Source organism: Leptospira perolatii, assembly GCF_002811875.1.
Classification (GTDB): Bacteria; Spirochaetota; Leptospiria; order Leptospirales; family Leptospiraceae; genus Leptospira_B; species Leptospira_B perolatii.
The window spans coordinates 36020-55660 of record NZ_NPDZ01000001.1; the positions used below are offsets into that span (position 1 = coordinate 36020).

Genomic DNA, 19641 nt, shown 5'->3' on the forward strand with positions numbered 1-19641 from the left:
TATCTTGCTCTCACTCTTCCTTTTTCCGATCTTTCTCGGAATCGGTTGGTACATAACCGAATCTCCCTTGAATGATCTCGACTTTCAGTCGATCGGACATCCCGAGGAAACAAAGACCCTGAGTGTAGGTTTTAATCGAAAAGGTGGCAACGTACTCCTGGTACAACCAGAATTTCATCCTGAGTATTACTCTAGAGAAGATCGATTCGAGGCTTGGATCGAGTCTTTCTTGAGACTCGCAAAGGGAAAGGGTTGGATAGAAAAATCCACGCTCGTAGTCTATCCTCCCGAAATCGGAAATTATTTCTTCCTGCATGATCAGAGACGAGAAGTCTTTTTCTCTCCGAACGAAATCGAAGCCTGGGAAAAAGTCAGTTTTTATCGCTCTATTTCTTGGAGGGAACTAAGCAATGGTTCCTTTACAAAAGTTCAAGTAGAGCATTCTATCGCGAAAGAAATGTTCGACACTTATGTTCGAATCTTTTCTAATTTATCAAGATTATATAATGCGTTTATCATTGGCGGTTCCATCTTATTACCGCCTTTAGAAATTCAAGGCACCGAAATAAAACTGAGTGAAGGAAAATGGGAAGAAAAAGTCTTTCTATTTAAACCGGACGGCACTTTTTCATTGGTTCAAATCAAAAAGGATAATTATCGAAGCAATTCTCTCGGAGAGTATCTAAATCAAGGCGTTTCTAGAAATGTATCTCCGGTGACTGAAAAGCTAGGAATCGTCCAATTTCCTTTTGCAAGATTCGGCTTTCTATTTAAGGAAGATTTTAAAGATCCTTCGTTAAGCGAAGCGATTCGAAAGACTTTTGTTTCCCGCTGGATCGCTTTAGGATCCGTCCAAGACGACGGACTGTTTCAAGATTGGGCCAAGCAATCAAACCTAGAGACTACTGCCCAAGTAATATTTTCCGGGACCGGATTCAAAACCGATTTTCCGGGAAATAGTTTTGTAAAATCCAGATACGGCGTTCCTGAACCAAAACCGGAAGCCAAAGGACCTTATCTAATCAATCTGTATCTGTAAATCTACTTGCTGCGGACTTCTTCGTACAACTTCATCAGAGTCCAATCTTCTTCTGAGAATTCGAATCCGGAAAGGAAGAGTTCTCCATTTTCATTTTCACATAAAATTCTCTCTGGCTCTACAACCCAAGTCCGTTCGCAAAGCAAAGGAAGAACTTGGCTTTTACGCATCGGACCCCACAAATGAACTCTTCCAGAATAGTTCGAAAAGAATTCGTTCTTAGCAGCAAGCTTCCAAGGGTTAATTTCCTTTCGACTGATAGTAAACAACTTTGAAACCGTTGGCTTTCCTTTGCCATAGTGCACTCTTCTCAAATGCAATCGTCCTATACTTCCTCCGATATAGAAAGCGGTGTCTCCCGGCCCATAATAAAGGAGCGGACTAATTGCCTCTTGGTCCAACTTTTCTACCTGCTTTTTCTCAGGTTGAAAGTAGTACATGTTATACGAGCCGCCGTTGCCGGAAAAAAGTAGGAAATCTCTTCCCACTGGATACAGAAAATATCTAGACTTCAAGTTAGGAAAGGGAGGAGCGATTTTTTCCTTGGATAATAACAACTTTGGATTTCGCGGTTCCTCAGTTTTCTCCTCATACAATTGATTATCAACAAAATAGAATATTTTAGAACCGTTATCTAGAATTCCGCCTCTGTTGCGGCAAGAAATCTGAGCTCCGGACTCATAGTGCAAAGAGCCGTCTTTCAAAGAAATCGCGAACAGTCTACAACCGTTTTGCATCGGATATTCTGCGAGTGCAAAATTTGCATTAAGAGAAACAGCAACAGAAGCAGGAACCTCGTCCAGATTAGTGCTGTCCGTATTTCCGTCCATCATGTCCTTGAGCGTGAGCTTACTATCATCAACCCAAACCAACCTTTTTCGATCATGAGAAAGTTCTACGATTCTAGGACTATCCGGCTTATCTGAGGCAAGCACCTCATCGTCTGATTTAGGCTTTACGAGGTAGCCTTTGAGAGTCTCTGCAGCGGTCTCGTAATTCTCTTCCTCCAAAAGTTCCTGGATTTCTTCTATTAAGCTTTCCTGTTTTGATTTGCAGGAACCCAGTATGGAGATTAGAAAAATGAGATAAATAACTTGGAAAATGGTTCTAAAAATATGATTTGTATGCATTGAGATTAGGCTAATTCCTGAGACCAAACTTCCCCTTCTGTAATTTCTAAGATTTCTTTTGAAAATAGAGCTTTAGCTCGTTCCGCAATACGCCTGGTTTCAGTAAAAGTCAGACCACCTGAGACAAGCGCCCCCAAGAACGGAAAAAATCTTTTTCGGCTATTTCTTCCACTTCGGCCAGAACCGGTCATAGACTCAGCTATTTTACGGATACAGGTTCCGAGGAGCTCCCAAGTCGAAGGTCTAACTAGAACTCTTGTACCAGTTTCTCGGAGTAAGTTTTTGAAAAACGAAGTGCGGTCTCCGAAAAGACAATAAGCCATCATTTCCTCGGTGACCCTGGCTTCTTTTCCATACAGTGCTGCGATATCTTTCACTAACTTTCCCTGGATTCGCATGGTCAAAAACACTTCCGGAGCAAGCGCCACCGTGCCCCAAACTCCGCCGGGAAAAGAAAGAACCGAGCTAGAGGCGGCTGCTTGAATTGCGGCTTTGGTCGCTAAGGTATTTAGGATTTCTGTAGGATCTCCTATTGTCCTTGCATAAGGACTTCGATAGGATGATAATCCCGATAAAACAGATAAGATCTTATCGGAAACGTCTAAAAGAATCGAATTGTAGTTTTCCATGTAGGGGAGCGAAGTACTAAGGCAATGGGGATACGGATTCCATGTTAGACAGACTTGAAAAAATACAACAAAAATACCTGAAAATCTCGGATGAACTAACTAGAACCTCCGATCCGGAATCTTTGAAGAAACTCTACAAAGAGAGGTCGCAGCTGACTCCTCTGTACGAAAAAATCGAAGAGTACACTAAGCTGATCCAGGATGTAAAGGACGCCGAAGAACTTCTCAAAACTGAAAAAGACGGAGAAATGAGAAGTATGTACGAAGATGAGAAAAAAGCAGGCTCCGAAAAAATCGAGTCCCTAGCGAAAGAACTCGAGATTATGCTGCTTCCTCCGGATCCAAATTCTGGAAAAAACATATTAGTAGAAATCCGTGCAGGCACTGGCGGAGAAGAAGCCGGACTTTTCGTAGCGGACCTTTTCCGCATGTATACGAAGTATGCAGACAAGCGAGGAATTAAGTACGAGATAATCGATACTTCTCCGACGGGTATCGGCGGGTTCAAGGAAATCGTTTTTGCACTCGAAGATGAAAGATCCTATGATTTATTTAAATTCGAAGCAGGGACTCATAGGGTCCAAAGAATACCAGCCACTGAATCCGGAGGCCGAATTCACACTTCTGCAGTAACAGTTGCAGTTCTTCCCGAAGCGGAGGAAACGGAAGTAGAAGTAAATGAGAGTGATCTACGCGTGGACGTGTACCGATCTTCGGGTGCAGGTGGACAGCACGTAAATACGACTGACTCTGCAGTGAGAATTACTCATATTCCGTCTGGAATCGTAGTCGCGTGTCAGGATGAAAAGTCACAACATAAAAATAAAGCCAAGGCACTTAGAATTCTGAGAGCTCGTATATTAGAAAAACAAGTAGAAGAAAAGAAAGTTGCTTCAGATGCACTAAAAAAACAGATGGTAGGCTCCGGAGACAGGTCCGAAAGAATTCGGACTTATAATTTTCCCCAGGGAAGATGCACAGATCACCGGATCGGTTTCACAAGCCATAATCTTTCTGGAATAATGGAAGGCGATCTAGACGATTTAATCGGTGCATTGACGGAAGAAGATAGGATACAAAGATTGGCTAACGCACAGACCGTCTAATTCCGGGAAGATGAACAGAGAAACATGGGTGGCTTAAAATAATGAGCAAAATTCTAAAAGAGGTAGCAGAGCCATTTCGCACAATTTGCGGCGAACGAATTCCTTACTCAAACGTACACGCGGTTTCCATGAGCCTGCCAAAAGTCCAAGACGTAATCGGCTACGAGGAAAAAAGAGTCGAAACTCTCTCTCGATTAAAAGCAGGATATCCTCGTTTTATAGCACATGCATTTGTAGAAAAAATCTTAGATTACAACCGAGAGCAAAAAGGAATCGAAGGCCCTCAGGTAATCGTAAATTCTCAAAAAGTAGCGAATCAAATCATAGAACTTTTTGAACTTCGCGGGTCCCAGATCCTAGAAGACGAAGGCATAGTAACTCTAGTATTCGATCGAGATCCTGAAAAGGAATCTAAAGTACTCAGCTTTATTCAGCATACAGGTTGCTTGGTTTCTTCCAGGAAAGCTGAGGATTTTCTATTCAAGAAAGGATTGGTTCCCTCCATCTATAAAGAAGAAGCCATCCATCAGGGAGCAGAGTCGCATATTATAAAAATATTAAGCGATCTTTATGAAGGCAAAGGGGTAGAAGTATCCCTTAGTACCTCCGGTATGAATGCAGTTTACGCATCTTTTCGTGTGCTCGACCAAGTTCGGAGAAAAAAGGGCAAAGATATTTGGCTCAGACTCGGTTGGCTCTATGTGGACAATATCCGAATCTTAGAAAAATACTCCCAGGGCTCTCACATTTTTCATGACGTGGTCGATCTCCAAGAACTCTCAAAATTTCTCGAGGAAAACGGAGATAGAGTCGCTGCGATTCTTACTGAGTCCCCTACGAATCCATTGATACAAGTTCCCGACTATCCTGAGCTAAAGAAGATACTAGGAAAGTACGGAATTCCATTGATCGCGGATGTTTCTGTAGCCGGCTCGGCAGTCGTGGATTTGTCGCCTTTTGCGGACGTAATCGTAGAGAGTCTAACCAAATTCGCATCAGGAAATGCGGACACGATGATGGGTGCGTTAATCCTGAATCCATCCTCCCCTTATTTTGCTGATCTAAAGAATCAAAGTGCCGAATTTTTAGAGAAACCTTATATTAGAGATTTAGAAAGAATGGCTTTCGAAATCGACGGCTATAAAGAAAGAGTGCAAAGAATCGGTAGAAATGCAGCGGTTTTAGCGAAATTCTTTGATTCTCATCCCAAGATCAATGCGGTACATTGGAGTGGATCCGAAGAAAATCATGGCAACTTTTCGAAAATAGCCCGAGATCCGAATCTACATTGTGGGGTAATCACTATCGAACCAGGCGTGCCAATAGAACAATTCTATGACTCGCTTGCCCTTCTTAAAGGACCTAGCTTTGGCACCGAATTTACGCTGAATATGCTCTATATGTATTTGGCGCATTACGAGTTGGTTTCCACTGAATCTGGTCGCGGAATGCTATCGGAACTTGGATTGGACCCGAATCTTGTTCGAATTTCGGTCGGTTGCGAAGATTCTGAATTGTTAATCGAAGAATACAAAAAGGCTCTGGGTTAAGCCAGAGCCAAAAAATTTGGATCGGATGCTCCTCCGGTTCAGGGAGAAGTGCGTATTTTGCCGGCAGGAGCGGCGGATTCGGCGGGAATTTGCATTATTTTTTTATAAAGTACCGGAAAGATACCGAACTTACTTACGCCGAACAGATATATAATACCTATAGAAACGATCGAGCCTAAAATCCATCCTGTTTGATGAATTACAACGCTTGAAACGATTACTAATCCGAGAGTTCCTACAAACACCGTAGCCAAGAAAGCGATTACAGCGGTTGCGCTAGAAGGATTTGAAACGGTTGGAAACTCTTTGGAAGAGGAAGTGCTCCAACCTTCTTGTAAGAATTTCAACATCGACACGATCAAAGTAGGAATCAGAATCACGCCCATCGCATCAAGGGTAATTGCAACGTCAGAGGAAAACCATTTACCCGCGGTTGCCCAGGTCCAATTATTCTGAAAATCTTCTGCAGTCGGCGAAAAGAATCTTTGGTAACCAGTTCCATCCCAGCCATGAACCAGTATAAAAAACATTCCAAAGTAAGCCAGAGGCACTTGCAAATAAGCTAAATAAGACTTTCCGGCCTTCAATAGCTTCCAGACTACCCAAAAACCTAAAATACCTTGAGAGACATTGGTCATTCCGAAAAGAGCAACCAGCCAACCAGGCATTCCTTTGTCTCCAACATGCATTGTTTCCCAACTAGTAAATTGCCAGACCAGGTATAAACCGGATGGCGCGAATAGTAGGGCCAAATATAACAAATTTGTAATGAAGTAAGTATTTTTCCAAAAAGGAACATCGCCCTTTTCTTTTGAAACGGATTGAATCGAACCAGATCCCTTTCCGTCCTCTTGTAATTTACGAATTTGGCGGGCAGCTGCCATCGCATAGCCGGCTCCCAAGCCATATGACCAGAATACGTCCACTTGTACCATTTCGAATCTAACCTCCGAATCGAACTACCTATATAAAGAATGACACGTCATTCAGTTTTATGCAACAAAAAAATCCCAAGAAACTACTTTTTTGTACCCATTCCCTGCAGCATTAGCTTAGGTACTTCCTCCATCCATCTTCTGGCAAATTTCTCATCCAAACTCGATGCAAGGCCGATTCGGATTCCTTCAAACATGACTGCATTGATTGCCTGGGAGGCAACGCGAGTATCTAGATCTGATCTCAAAAACCCTTTCGTCACTCCGTTCTTGAGATAAAGCTCCGTAAGCTTGGCGCTTCTGTCGATTGCCAGTCGAATTTTCCTCTGAACCGCATCATCCAGGCTCATCGCTTCGAAAAAAACAATTTTACCCTGCCTAGGATCTTTTCCGAATAGAATGAAAAGTTTTTCACCTATGCGAACAATTTGCTGTCTGTACTCTTCCAGCGAGTTTGATTTATCCGGGTTTTCTTCTCTGACTAGTGCGATTAGGCCTGCCAAAATTTTATCCACTAGTGCGTGTAGGATATCCAACTTGTTTTTAAAGTACCGATAGCAGGTTCCGTGTCCGATGTTCAGTTTCCCAGCAATGTCCGCAATGCCGGCATCATGAAATCCTTTTTCGGAAAAAACATCTAGTGCAGCTTCCAAAATTTGTTCTCTTCTAGCTTCTGCTCTGTTTGCTAAGGGACTTGGTGCCTTTACTTTCATTTGCGCTTTCATTGAGATAAAATCCTTTCTTCAAACGCAAGAAATTTTTAATTTATCAGGGGGGAACTTTCGGAAATCTAATTTTGAAACTGGTTCCTCGGCCTTCCATGCTAGAGAAATCAAGTCTGCCTTTTAACTGCTTTGTGAGGACCTGTACGAGCGTAAGCCCAAAAGAAGGAGTTTCCAAAGGATCTAAATCGTTTGAGAGACCGATTCCGTTATCTGCAACCTCGACCAAAATGGAATTTCCTGTTTCGTGAATTCCTACCGTAATTCTAGAATGCTCCCGAACCGGCTTGAAGTTTGGCGGAAATGCATACTTAAAACAATTGGATAGTAACTCGTTGAGTGCCAAACCTAACGGAATCGCTTGGTTGACTTCCATTTCGACCTTATCTCCTTCCAAAGAAATAAATATCTCTTCTCCGATCGAATAAGCGGTTTTGATTTTTTCGATAAGTCGGTTTGCGTAACCCAAAAATTCGATCTGTCCCAAATCTTTGGACTGGTACAACTCATCGTGTATCAAAGCCATAGTCTGTATTCTACTTTGGCTCTCAACAAAAGCGTCATGTATATCCGGATCATTCACATACTCTGACTGCAAACTAAACAGACTTGAGATTACCTGGAGATTATTTTTTACCCTATGGTGAATCTCTTTCAACATAACTTCCTTTTCTTTAAGGGAAGCTTTTAACTGCCTTTCAGTGTTTTTCTTTTCTGTGATTTCTACCGCAGAAATGATAACCGAAGAGAAGGTCTCCGAAAATTCCGGAGGCAGACACCATCTAATCGTAACCTCTGGACGGCTTCCATCTAAGGCGGTGATTGTAGCATCTTTTTCTAATATTGTTGCACCGAATCTTACCGCATATAAAACTTCCTTAAAGTCATCCATGTTTCCAAGACTAAACAGCTCTCGAGACAATTTTAAGACAACTTCCTTGGATGGTGCGCGGAAAAGCCGCAAAGACTCTCTATTCGCGTCTACTACTTGGATTGCACGATAACACTCGTTTATAAAATCCGGATTTTCTCTAAGATACTTATAGAATTCCTTTTTTCCCATATCGGGAACCCGATCCAAGAGCTTCTTTACTTTTGTATAATTGCATTCAAAGATTGCGGTCGGGACGTTCTCAAATAATCCGCGGTAACGCGCCTCGCTGGTTCCGAGAGAATTGTTAGATAGAGTCAACTCTGTAGTTCTCTCTGCTACCATCTCTTCCAATTCTTTATGAGAAGCTTTCAATCTTTCTTCAGCTCCTTTTCTCTCTCTCACGACGGAAAGAACCAGCAAAGAAGTGATGGAGATTGCGGATAAGAAACTTTGCAGAAGTAACAAAGAAAGTTCTTTAGAAGGAGCTCTGAATTGACTCGAACCCTGAATAGCATCTACGATTGCAATTGATGCGATCAACATAAGTGCCAGTGAAGATTCTCGGATATTAAATCGCAAAGAAGCCCAAATAACCAAAGTCATGAGCAGATACGTAATCGGATACTCGACTCGAACCGAATTCCATCGGAAAATATTGAAGATCACTCCGGAAAAAAGCAAAAGAAGTAAAATTACGGGTAAGCTCTCTTTCCAATGATGATCGTAAGACTTTGATAAGTCCGGCTTCATCCAGGAGAGAAAGAAAGGGAAATATAAGATTACTCCCAGCACATCTCCTAACCACCAAAAGGTCCAAGTACTCCCGACCATTTCAAAAGGAATAACGCCTAATCCGTAGAGCCCACAGTTTGCCACACTAGGACTTGTTGTGCAAATGATGGTTTCCAACCAAAGAAACCGAACTACGTAGGAGGTTTTTTCCGAGGGATCCAGGTTCGGTACTAACTTAGGATAAAATATGCTGCCGAGCAAAGCCTGGAGGGAGCTCCCCAAACCAATGATGGTTGCGACTTGAATATAAGGAGAAAAAGGACTAAATTCTATCAGATCCCATTTGATCGAAATATTATAGAGAAATGAGCCAAGGAAGATTCCGGGTATGGAAATCCGTCCGAAGAGAATCGCTGTTGCGAGAGCCCAGCCCGAGGCGGGCCAGACAGGAGAGGCATACCCCGAAAATGCAGCGGTATAGTGCCCGATTCGACCGAGTAAAAAGTAGACGAGCGCAACCAGCAAAAAGAGTGAGAATTGGCGAATTAAATATTTAAGCCTAGGTGGATTGGAAGTCGGAGAAAAATTCATTTCGCTTTATGAATCCGGGGACTTTCCGAAAAGTGCAATTGGAACCAACTGAATATGAATCCTAAGGAGGACATCGAACATTTCCAGCCTTTTCTGTATCTAGGCAGAGGTTTTTCAAAGGAAGCTCGTCCGATCCTAATTTTCCCAGAAGAAGTGTATAGTTCCTTTCGACTGGATGAAATACCAAATATCTTACAAATAATTCAAAGTAAAATTGACCAGGGGCTACTCGCGGCAGGTTGGATTTCCTATGATTCGCATCAGGCTTTTGCAGGATCAGCCAGTTTGACTGAAGAATCTCACAAGATTCCAGAAGTGCCTTACGTTTGGTTCGCAGTATTCTCGCAATACAAACTGTTAAGCGACCAGGAATTGGAGAACTGGGAGTTCTTATATAAAAACCAAGGCTATTTTTTACAATGTGAAGATATTCAGAATAAAGACGGTTTTAAAAACTCGATTCAAAAAATTCAGGACTATCTTAGATCAGGTGACGTTTATCAGATCAATTACACGTTTCCAATAAAGCTGACTCAAAATGGTTCTCTTGGAAGTCTTTTCTTTGAACTTAGAAAAAACCAGAAAGTTCCTTACGAAGCTTGGATCCGAACTGGAGCAGAAACTTCTGATCAAAATGTATGGAACCTAATGTCTTTTTCTCCGGAATTATTTTGGCAAAGAGACAAAAACCAAATTCGAACTTTGCCGATGAAGGGAACCAGACCTAGAGGAAAGAATGAGTCTGAGGACGATCAACTAAGATCCGAACTTACTAATTCTCCCAAAGATAAAGCAGAGAATCTAATGATCACCGATCTTTTACGAAATGATTTAGGTAAAATCTCGATTCCGGGAAGCGTAGAAGTTCCCAGACTTTTTTTCGTAGAATCTTACGAAACCGTATTTCAAATGATAAGCGAAGTCCGCTCTGTCCTAAAGGAGAAAACAAATTGGTTAGAAATTGTTCAGTCCCTTTTTCCCGGTGGCTCGATTACTGGAGCTCCGAAAAAAAGAGCTACTGAAATCATTTCGCAACTAGAGACGGATAGAGGAGTTTATACGGGTGCTATTTGTTTTCTCTCCAAAGATTTCGAAACGGTTTCGATCGCGATTCGCACGCTCGAGTTCAAGGAGTCCAGTCAATCTTGCGGACCGCGTAAAGGCCGAATGGGAATTGGCTCCGGAATTACAATCGACTCAGATGCGGAGGAGGAATGGAATGAATGTTGGTCCAAGGCAAAATTCTTGATCGATTCACCCAACTCCAAACGAAACGAATTTTATATATTTGCGACGATGCTGTTTAAACGCGGTGTTATTTACTTTTTAAAAGATCATAAAAAGAGAATATTCGATTCTGCAATCGAGCTTGGATTTCCGATAAACGAAAAAGTTTGGAATTCAGTGATACAAGAAATCTTTCAAAAATCCGCAAACTTCGAGTCAAACCAAGCGCTTCGAGTTCGCTTAATTTTGAACAATATCGGAACCTTAAAATCCGAAATATTGCCTTTCAGTAAAGGACCAAAAGAGGGACCGGCAATTTTCTCCCAAAAGAAAGTATCCTCAGCTGATTTTTTTCTGCGTCATAAAACTTCTCTCCGAGGTCGATTCGATCTAGAATATGGACACGCGACCAAGAAAGGATACTTGGATGTTCTGTACACGAATGAGCTCGAGAAAATTACGGAAGGAAGCATTCATTCAATTTTTATTCGGAAAGACGGAGAGTGGATCACTCCTCCTGTCTCAGCTGGATTACTCCCTGGTATTTTTAGGAGCAGGTTAATTCGGAAGCTTAAGTGCAAAGAATCTGAGTTTACGGTCGACGATCTACTAAAGGCGGAAAAGATAATTCTCACAAACTCTCTAAGAGGAATTCGGGTGGTCACAAGAGTGGATTTTGAATGAGAATATTCGTAGGCATTTCTTTACCAGAAGAAGTAAGGGAGTCGATCGCAGGAATTTGCTACGGACTTCCGGGGATCAAATGGGTTCCAGCAGAGAACTTACACCTGACTCTGGTCTTTTTAGGTGAACTGCCCGAAATCCGGAGAGAATCCCTATCTGAGTTTTGTTCCACTATTCAGTTTCGACCTTTTTCATTTAACTTAAAAGGCATTGAGTGGTTTATTAAAAAGAAATCTCCTTCGATTTTGTATATAGATGTGGAACCTGCACCTGAGTTACTGGAGCTGCAAAAAACAATTGATAGCGGATTACGTCGTCTAGGCTTTACTATTGAAGGCAAGAACTATAAACCACATATTACTATAGGCCGATTCAAAGACGTTCCGATGGATAAAGTAGTATCTTATATGGAAGAATTTCGCGATTTTGTAGAGATTGGAATTCCCGCACAAGAATTTCACGTCTATTCAAGTAGGTCTGGCCCGAACGGTCAAATGTACAGAATCGAGGAATCGTTTCCTAATAAGGCATAATATGGAGTTTAGAAAGGAAGATTCATATACTCAGGTAATTCGAGACTATTCGAATTTCTTTGCCAATCCGAGGACTACGAAAGATGAAGTCGTCGGAATAGGCGGGGACCTAAATACGGACCGATTACTCTATGCTTATACGCACGGAATTTTCCCTTGGGCGGATAATCCACTTCTTTGGTTTTGCTTAGACCCTCGTGCGATCTTCGATTTAAATATTCTTCATTTAAGCTCCAGGGTTAAGCGAAAGATACGGCAGCAAAGCTATACGGTCACTTTCAATCGTGCGTTTGAACAAGTAGTCCGATGCTGCGCATATAGACCGAACGAACCAACTTGGATTACCGATACGTTCATAAGTGGCTTTTTAAAATTTCACAGAGATGGTTACGCGCATAGTATAGAAGTTTGGGATTCTAACGGCCGACTCGGAGGAGGCGTCTACGGAGTTGCTATCGGAAAGTTTTTTGCCGGTGAATCAATGTTCTCTTTTTTACCTGATTTCGGAAAAATCGCCTTACACCATTTATTTGAAGCTTTGCGGAAAGATGGCTTCACCTTATTCGATACTCAGCAACTCAACCCTGTAACTCTTGGACTAGGAGCTTACGAAATTCCGAAGCAAAAGTTTTTGGACAGATTAGCTAAGGCAGTGCTCTCTCCAGATCGATGGAAAGCACCTACTTTGGAAATTTAATCGAATCATAAATTCGATTTGATTTACCTTTAGCGATCAATAAATTACGGCCATAAAATCTCCTTAACGCAGGTAAAATGTTATGACCCTATTCAAAAGGATATTAGCTTCGCTACTCGTAACCGCAATCGCTCTCTTCGGATTCACCGGAATCAGCGCTCAAGAATCCTCCGGGGACGAGCCGGCCCAAACTCAGGATTCAGGATCCGATACTAAACCTGAGAAGAAAGGCAAGAAAAAGAAAAAGGGCAAAAAGAAAGCTAAGAAAAAGTCCAAAAAATCTAGCAAAAAAGAGAAAAAGGAAACGCAGCCTGAAGGAACTCAACCAGCACCAAGCACTTCTGAAGAAGGTGGCGCAGGCGAAGAACAATAAACGAATTGATCCTTATCATTCCTTCCGCCTGAGCAATTGGGCGGATTTCATTTCACAGAATGTTTATATTCAGTAACCATTCTTAATTTTGCACTGCACCCATCTACTTTGATCTCCAAAATTTTCTTGACGCTAAGGCGTTCTGCAATAGCGTGAGTCGGCTTTTTCTATAAGCTTAGCCTAATCCTTCTTCATAAAGGAAGAAATCGAATGTATAAAAATTTAGCGGACATGTACCTGAAGGCTGCAGAAGCCTATGGGGACCGGCCAGCCTTTTGGTCGAAAGACGAGTCAAAAGAATACAAAGCCACCAGTTTTAAACAACTTACTGAAATGGGACTCTCCCTAGCAGAGGCCCTCATCGACTTGGGCGTTAAGGCAAGAGAACACATAGGTGTACTTGCTGATAACAGACTCGAGTGGATTATTGTGGATGCAGGTGTGATCTTAGCAGGCGCTGCAAACGTTCCTAGAGGAACAGATGTGACCGACACAGAGATGGATCATATTCTAAATCACTCCGAAGCTTCTGTCGTATTTGTCGAAAACGACAAAATGTACGAAAAGGTTCATAAGAATAAATCCAAGATAAAGAAAGTAGATACAATCATTATCATGGATAAGGACAGCAAGGTAAAAACCAAAGGCGTCCTTCACCTTTATGACTTGCTCGAAAAAGGAAAGGAACTACGAGCCAAAGGTTCTCATAAAGCTCAGAAAAGAATCGATGCAATCAAGCCAGACGATTTGTTCACTCTCATCTATACTTCCGGAACGACAGGAATGCCAAAGGGTGTAATGCTCATGCACTCCAACATGACTCACCAGGTTGAGCATGTGGTTCCTCTTATCCTGCCAAAGCAAGTATTGCGTCCTAACGACACGATGCTTTCTATATTACCGATTTGGCATATATTCGAAAGAGTTTGCGAGTATTCTGCAATTTCACTTGGTGTAGCGACTTACTATACGAAAGTAGCCGACCTGAGAAATGACCTTGCAAAAGCTCGCCCATCTTTCATGGCATCCGCTCCGAGAGTTTGGGAAAGTATCTATACAGGAATCTACAACAGGATTAACGATCCGAAGCAGACCCCTGCGGTCAGGAAATTTCTGTTTAATCTAGCATATTTCTTCTCCAAAAATTACAAAGCGGCTGTTCGCTTTCTAAGTAACCGAGAAGTAGATTACGAAAACAGAAATATCTTCCAGTCACTCGGAATGGCAATCAAATCGATTTTCGTATTTTTCCTGACTGGACCGTTCACGGTTTCTGCAGTTTCGTTTATCGGATATAGTTATCTGAAGATGTATATGCCCAATATTCCTGTAGTTTCGGAAGTATTACTGACGATCGCGATATTAGGCCTAATTTTCAATTACAAGACTCTCGATGCAATTGTATTAGCGAAGATTAGACAAGCAACAGGTGGTAGATTACGCGGGACTTTGTCCGGTGGTGGAGCACTCCAGCGACATGTAGATAACTTCTTCAACGATATCGGCTTATTGGTTTTGGAAGGATACGGGATGACCGAAACTGCTCCGGTAATTTCCGTCAGACACTATACGCATCCGATTATCGGGTCCGTTGGTTATCTGGTTCCAAAGTCCGAGCTTGAAATCAAAGACGATAACGGAAAAGTTCTAACGCATATCAACGATAAGGGCGAACTTCTTGCTGGAAAGCTTGGTGAAAAAGGTGTCGTACATGTAAAAGGACCTCAAGTAATGAAGGGTTACTATAAAAACCCTGATGCTACCAAGAAAGCACTACATGACGGTTGGATGAATACGGGTGATATAGGATTCATCAACTTTAAGAAAACCTTAACTCTAACAGGAAGAGCTAAAGATACGGTAGTTCTTCTTGGTGGAGAAAACGTAGAACCTGTACCGATAGAAAACAAAATGGACGAATCACCTTATATCAAACAGTCAATGGTATTTGGACAAGATCAGAAAGTTTTGGGAGCGATTATTGTTCCGGATATGGACATGCTGAAGCCGTGGCTCGCCGAAAACGGGATTTCCGCCAAAGATATTAAGGATATTATACACGAAGCTAAGGTAATCGATTTCTATAGAAAAGAGATTCGAGAGTACAATAGCACAAAAACAGGATTCAAATCTTTTGAATTGATCCAACATGTGATCATTGCCCCGAAACCGTTCGAAGTGGGTGACGAGTTAACTAACCTGCTAAAGATGAAACGGCATGTGATCACCGAGAAATACAAGAAGCAGATAGATAAAGCTTATAAGTAAGATTTACTGGTGATATATTAGTAAATATTAATACTTTATCTGTGTTTTATCAAAGCCCTTGGGAAACCGAGGGCTTTTTTATTTTTCAGAATATTGAATTAATATTTTAGTTTAGGGAATAAAGAATATCCTGGGAGCAACTTCAACTGCACCCTCCAGAACCGCAGGATCGTGTAATGTAAGAATCTTTGTTCCTTCTGAACCCAAAATCTCTGCGTAATGTACAAATTCTAAATTTCTTTTTTTTGAAAATGTGACACTACTCGGTAAACCTGCTCCTTTTTTACACTGATCTATCCAGTAGCATTCATCTCCTGTAATCAGTATTCTCTCTCTATTTCCCTTGTCCCATTCTACAGCGAGAGATCCTGAAGTGTGACCACCAGTTAGGATCATTCGAAATCCAGGGAAGACCTCTTTACTTTGATTTACCAGTTGAAGTCTGCCCGATTTTTCGATTTTTTCCAACTTTGATTTTTGCATCGGAAACCAATTTACAGATTTCAAAGTTTTCCAATCTTCAGGAGTGATATGAAAATTAGCCTTCGGAAAAAGATCGATCCCTCCTGCATGATCAAAGTGAAAATGAGTAATAATCACATCGGTCACTCCACTTGCATCCAAACCGATTCTATGCAAAAGTGTTAACGGTCCCTCCCAGTCCTTCATTCCGAACTTTTGTTGGAGCTCCTTTGAAGAGATTCCAGTGTCGATTAATAAGATCTTACTCTGAAATTTTACTAGATAAAATAGAAATACGATCTCAGATCTACCCTCGTCTTCTTCGGAAATGGTAAGAGAATTTGGATAATCTTTCCTTCCGTAAAGAACCGCGTATAAACCATCTTTAAAAGAAATTTTCTGTTTTGAATTCTGCCCTTGCAAAGTTACAGTTTTTGGCAGTACGGAAGAAGATGCACAAGAAAATTTGAATATACTTAAACAAAGGATCGGTAAAATAAGCAGTGAAATCTCTCTCAAGGAAACACTTCCCACGGCGGCAGGGTCATTGTCGAAAATCCTTTTTGCAAAGATTGTCTGTGATCCAATATCTGCGTTACGTAGAACCTCCGATCAGACTCCATCCAAAGCTTGTAAGTCTGGACCGATTGCACGTTATAGTGTAAGGGATATTTTTCAGGATACTTTTCTCCGTCTGGAAATCCATAGACTTCTTTAGTTCGGTTTTGGATCGTCCGGAGCAGCACACCACCAATGTCAAAAGGAAGAGAAATCATATTCTCGCGGAATGCATCCGGGTACACAAAGTATTCTTCAGCGTTAGAAAGATAAAGGACTCGAAAGGGAACGCCAATTTTTGACATAGCCGCAGCAATTTCTCGGATTGTACCGATAGAATTTAAGTCGGCCTTTCTGATTTGGATTCGATCGTTTAATGCAAGATTTCTTATATACTTGTATTCTTCTAAATTGTGGATATAAGTGATTAGTCCAAATTTAGTTTTATGTCTGTCTAGCTCGATCCAACGTGTTGGAACATCGGATTTTCCGCGAAAGGCTTCTATCCAAGCACTTTCATACCATTTCCAATCTTTGTTTTTACCAAATTCTGATTTTAGAAGTTCAAATGAGGAGCGAAAGTTGTTTCTTTCCCAAAGAGCTCGATACTCCTCGGGAGTTTCGCTCTTCTTCAAAAAAAATAAGTGAATCCTATTTATATAACATACGATCGGATCAAAATCAACGAGCCAAGCGACATCACTTTTTGCCCAAGCTATGAAAGTGAAGTTTTGATCTGTCCCTACTCCAATATATCCTCCTTTTAGATCCCGCACCGAATCCCGAAATAGATCAATACGAAGTTCATTCGAAGCCGGATAATGTCTTCCGTGTAAGTTTTTCTCTTCAAAATTTTCTTCAGGAACGCTGCGCAAAATTTGCAGCTCATTTTCTTCTAGAGGTGAAACGAAGGATTTGTCCTTAGGCGGAGCCGTAATACAAGAAAGAGAGCAAACAAAAAGAAAAAATAGGAGGTTGGGAAAATTGAGAAAACGTATAAGATTGTGCATCGGATTCAGCGAGAAAGATTAATTTCTATTTTTATACCAGTTCATCCATTCGTTCTTAGAAAAAAACCTTTTTCCAGTAATAGAACGCAAAGCGGCAGTGATGAGTTTCCGATTCCGCGGTCCTTTTTCATCATCCAAAAGTTTGATCAGAACCTCTAAGCTTTCTCTTTCCTTCCGAGCGCCAAGTTGAGTAACAGCAAACTGGTGTAGATTTATATCCTCGCTTTCAGCGTACTTCTCTAAAATTCTCCGAGATTCGACTCCGGGGACAGATGAAATTGCGCTTAGAGTACTTGGTGCCAATTCTGGAAATTCGTGAGTTTTTTGATCCAGCATGCTTAGTGATTTTGGTGAAGCAATCATACCCAGGCTTTCGGCAGAGATTCTTGCCAATTTTCTGTCATTCGAGTTTAAGGCTTGCTCTAATACTGGAAGCGCCTCTTCAGAGCCGATCCCACCTAACGCCCAAGCTGCGCCGTATTTGGCCTCGCCCGAATTTTCCTTTATCACTCGGTAAAGAATTGCCAAACTTCTTTTATCTCCGAGGTGGCCCAGGGCTTGTGCAATGATCTCCCGATCGGGGACTAGCGAGTTAAGTAGCGCAGCCTCAATGCTTGTCCGGGCAGGTAAATATTTGATCAACCCTAAAACATGTGCTGCAGGTCCCTTGGACTCCAGAGATTCTGAATTCAAAATCGAGAGAAGTTTTGGTCCTGTAAGTGTAGAAGGAATACCGATCAGTACATCTGCAGCCCTGTAACGAATTTCTCTATCGCTATAGGACAAAAGCGGAAACATAAGAGGAATCGCATTGGCATCCTTTGCTTCCACCAGCGCGATTACAGCATTCTCCCTTCCTTTATCAAAATCCCCAGAAACAGCCTTAGCTAAAAGAGGAGTTCCTTTTTTGCTTCCGATCCTTCCTAATGCGAGATAGATTGCGGCGAGTGTTGGTCCTGGATCGGATAGAGAAGCCAGTCCGAGCAAATAATCTTCTCCGTCTTTAATTCTAAGTTTACCGATTGCGACTACGTAGTCCTTAGATTTCCTTGGGTCCTTATTTTCTTTGGCCGCAGATAAAACTTTAGATCCTACCGATTGTGCATGGATCCGAATTAAAGTATCGACAGTTAACATTCGAATGGTGTCGTCTTCGTCGTTTAACAAAAAAAGAATCCTTGAGGCTGCGCCCGGGCTTTCCATTCTTGCGACAGCTTCCAAAACCGTACTTACTTCGACTTCGGAACCTTTCTGAAGTAAATCCAAAATGGGAGACAGGGAAATAGCATCTTTATAAACTCCTAATGCAATTGCCGCGGAAGATTTTACCGCGGAATCACGTTCTTCTTTGAGAAACTTACGTGCGATCGGAATGTATTTCCTTTCGCCTCGGTCCGCAAGTTCCAAGATTGCTTGTGCCTTTTGTTGCGGGATTCCGCTCCTAAGATCAGTCTCCAACTGTTCGATCGTAAGCGGATCTGCCTCGATCACTTCAGGAGCTGTAGTAGGTTTAGGAGGACCTCCGCAACTCGATAAAAAAAATACGCTGCCCAGCATTGAGATGGCTGCTGCCTGTTTCAAAAAATTCCTGCACAGAAGAAAAAGCGGATCGAGTCGATTTTTTCCAAATCGCGACTTTGCACTTTTCAGTGAAAAGGCCCCACCCTTATGGGTGGGGGCCGGAGCGTCAGCGGTGGTACCCTTTGCCGCCTTTTTCATAAAATCCATTTTTTTACAAGTCATTTTAGTCCTATAGATGCTGTAGGAGCTCCTACACAAAATTCCGAAAATATAACTCTCTTTCTATTTTCTTTCAAAGATTGTTAAGAAGCTGGAACGGTTTCCAGCACTTGCTTAACTTGTTCCAACTCTTTTCTCCATAGCAGCAAATCTCTTTTTGCTTCTTCTAATTGCGAACTATCGATCTGCCTTTCGTTAATGGAATATTCAATTAATTGAATTCTGGATTCGAGTTCCTCTATTTTATATTCAAAATATGCCTTTTGCTCGGAAGGGGTTACTTTTGGTTCCATTGAATTTGCGGAAGGCTGTGCCCCAGGTTCCGAATACCTTCCCGCGCCCTTGGCCAGCGCAAATTGAGCTTCCGCGGCAGATATTTTATCTAGTTTTTCAAGTCTTGCTTTCTCTTCCGCGGAGGAAAGTTGGGGGCGAAACTCTTTTGGAATATAGATATTCTTGGGATATCTTTTAGCGAAATCGTTCCATTCATCCCGGATTTTTTCTCTATCGACCTTTTTATTCTGAGAAAATACTACTTCCGGCCATAGTCTTTTTGCTTCTCCTTCCAAATCCGGATCCTCTTGGAAAGGGTGAGGGGCTTCGGGAAATTCCATAGATCCCGAATGAATTTCATCTTTCTCTAAAATACTTTCCGATTCCTGAGAAATGGACGGAATTTCTGAATGATTTTGAAGCCAGAAAAAGATGAACACTAAGAGCAAAACAACAATAGAGATGGCTATCCAAATGAAATGCTTCCGAATATTAGTCATTCGATTCT

The 19641-nt window shown here is 41.8% G+C and carries 17 protein-coding genes; 8 read left to right on the forward strand and 9 right to left on the reverse strand.

The features are described 5' to 3' along the window. Positions 1–4: 4 nt before the first annotated feature. The gene (locus tag CH373_RS00180; RefSeq protein ID WP_125169840.1) at positions 5–1039 is read left to right on the forward strand and encodes a hypothetical protein; all 1035 of its coding nucleotides are present in this window, start codon (positions 5–7) and stop codon (positions 1037–1039) included. Positions 1040–1041: 2 nt separating this feature from the next. Here CH373_RS00180 and CH373_RS00185 read toward each other — a convergent pair whose 3' ends face one another. After that, complete coding sequence (locus CH373_RS00185; RefSeq protein ID WP_207761412.1) at positions 1042–2169, reverse strand: hypothetical protein; 1128 nt, start codon at positions 2167–2169, stop codon at positions 1042–1044. Positions 2170–2174: 5 nt separating this feature from the next. Next, positions 2175–2798: a hypothetical protein gene (locus CH373_RS00190; RefSeq protein ID WP_100711937.1), complete on the reverse strand. Its 624-nt coding sequence runs from the start codon at positions 2796–2798 to the stop codon at positions 2175–2177. A gap of 41 nt (positions 2799–2839) precedes the next feature. Here CH373_RS00190 and prfA point away from each other — a divergent pair, with 41 nt between their 5' ends. Continuing rightward, positions 2840–3904: a peptide chain release factor 1 gene (gene prfA, locus CH373_RS00195; protein WP_100711938.1), complete on the forward strand. Its 1065-nt coding sequence runs from the start codon at positions 2840–2842 to the stop codon at positions 3902–3904. Positions 3905–3954: 50 nt separating this feature from the next. Continuing rightward, positions 3955–5454 carry a PLP-dependent transferase gene (locus CH373_RS00200; RefSeq protein WP_100712523.1) on the forward strand — a complete coding sequence of 500 codons (1500 nt, stop codon included), beginning with the start codon at positions 3955–3957 and terminating at the stop codon, positions 5452–5454. A 38-nt stretch (positions 5455–5492) separates the two neighbouring features. Here the strand turns inward: CH373_RS00200 and CH373_RS00205 are convergent, their stop codons facing one another. From CH373_RS00205 to CH373_RS00215, 3 genes are all read right to left on the reverse strand, one after another. Then, a complete protein-coding gene (locus CH373_RS00205) occupies positions 5493–6389 on the reverse strand; it encodes a hypothetical protein (protein ID WP_100711939.1) in 897 nt (298 codons plus the stop codon). A gap of 83 nt (positions 6390–6472) precedes the next feature. Beyond that, positions 6473–7102 carry a TetR/AcrR family transcriptional regulator gene (locus CH373_RS00210; RefSeq protein ID WP_100712524.1) on the reverse strand — a complete coding sequence of 210 codons (630 nt, stop codon included), beginning with the start codon at positions 7100–7102 and terminating at the stop codon, positions 6473–6475. Positions 7103–7157: 55 nt separating this feature from the next. Next, on the reverse strand, positions 7158–9308 hold the full coding sequence (locus tag CH373_RS00215; protein ID WP_100711940.1) for an MASE1 domain-containing protein: 2151 nt from the start codon (positions 9306–9308) through the stop codon (positions 7158–7160). A 54-nt stretch (positions 9309–9362) separates the two neighbouring features. On the opposite strand from CH373_RS00215, the gene CH373_RS00220 reads away from it, so the two are divergent. From CH373_RS00220 to CH373_RS00240, 5 genes are all read left to right on the forward strand, one after another. After that, on the forward strand, positions 9363–11219 hold the full coding sequence (locus tag CH373_RS00220; RefSeq protein WP_100711941.1) for a bifunctional chorismate-binding protein/class IV aminotransferase: 1857 nt from the start codon (positions 9363–9365) through the stop codon (positions 11217–11219). Beyond that, entirely contained in the window at positions 11216–11752 is a 537-nt protein-coding gene (thpR, locus tag CH373_RS00225) for an RNA 2',3'-cyclic phosphodiesterase (RefSeq protein WP_100711942.1), read from the forward strand. Before CH373_RS00220 ends, thpR begins: the two co-directional genes overlap by 4 nt. Before the next feature lie 37 nt (positions 11753–11789). Continuing rightward, entirely contained in the window at positions 11790–12449 is a 660-nt protein-coding gene (gene aat / locus CH373_RS00230) for a leucyl/phenylalanyl-tRNA--protein transferase (RefSeq protein WP_165778769.1), read from the forward strand. Positions 12450–12531: 82 nt separating this feature from the next. After that, entirely contained in the window at positions 12532–12822 is a 291-nt protein-coding gene (locus CH373_RS00235; protein WP_100711944.1) for a hypothetical protein, read from the forward strand. Positions 12823–13032: 210 nt separating this feature from the next. Beyond that, positions 13033–15090 carry an AMP-dependent synthetase/ligase gene (locus tag CH373_RS00240; protein ID WP_100711945.1) on the forward strand — a complete coding sequence of 686 codons (2058 nt, stop codon included), beginning with the start codon at positions 13033–13035 and terminating at the stop codon, positions 15088–15090. Between the two features lie 111 nt (positions 15091–15201). Here the strand turns inward: CH373_RS00240 and CH373_RS00245 are convergent, their stop codons facing one another. The 4 genes from CH373_RS00245 to CH373_RS00260 all read right to left on the reverse strand — a co-directional run bounded on the left by CH373_RS00245 (position 15202) and on the right by CH373_RS00260 (position 19633). After that, a complete protein-coding gene (locus tag CH373_RS00245) occupies positions 15202–16071 on the reverse strand; it encodes an MBL fold metallo-hydrolase (RefSeq protein WP_165778748.1) in 870 nt (289 codons plus the stop codon). Then, the gene (locus tag CH373_RS00250) at positions 16068–17120 is read right to left on the reverse strand and encodes an LIC_10091 family lipoprotein (RefSeq protein WP_100711947.1); all 1053 of its coding nucleotides are present in this window, start codon (positions 17118–17120) and stop codon (positions 16068–16070) included. The genes CH373_RS00245 and CH373_RS00250 overlap by 4 nt, the downstream gene beginning before the upstream one ends. An 18-nt stretch (positions 17121–17138) precedes the next feature. Beyond that, the gene (locus tag CH373_RS00255) at positions 17139–18701 is read right to left on the reverse strand and encodes a HEAT repeat domain-containing protein (RefSeq protein WP_243393193.1); all 1563 of its coding nucleotides are present in this window, start codon (positions 18699–18701) and stop codon (positions 17139–17141) included. Between the two features lie 242 nt (positions 18702–18943). Further along, positions 18944–19633, reverse strand: a complete 690-nt coding sequence (locus CH373_RS00260; RefSeq protein ID WP_100711948.1) for a hypothetical protein — start codon at positions 19631–19633, stop codon at positions 18944–18946. Positions 19634–19641: the final 8 nt, after the last annotated feature.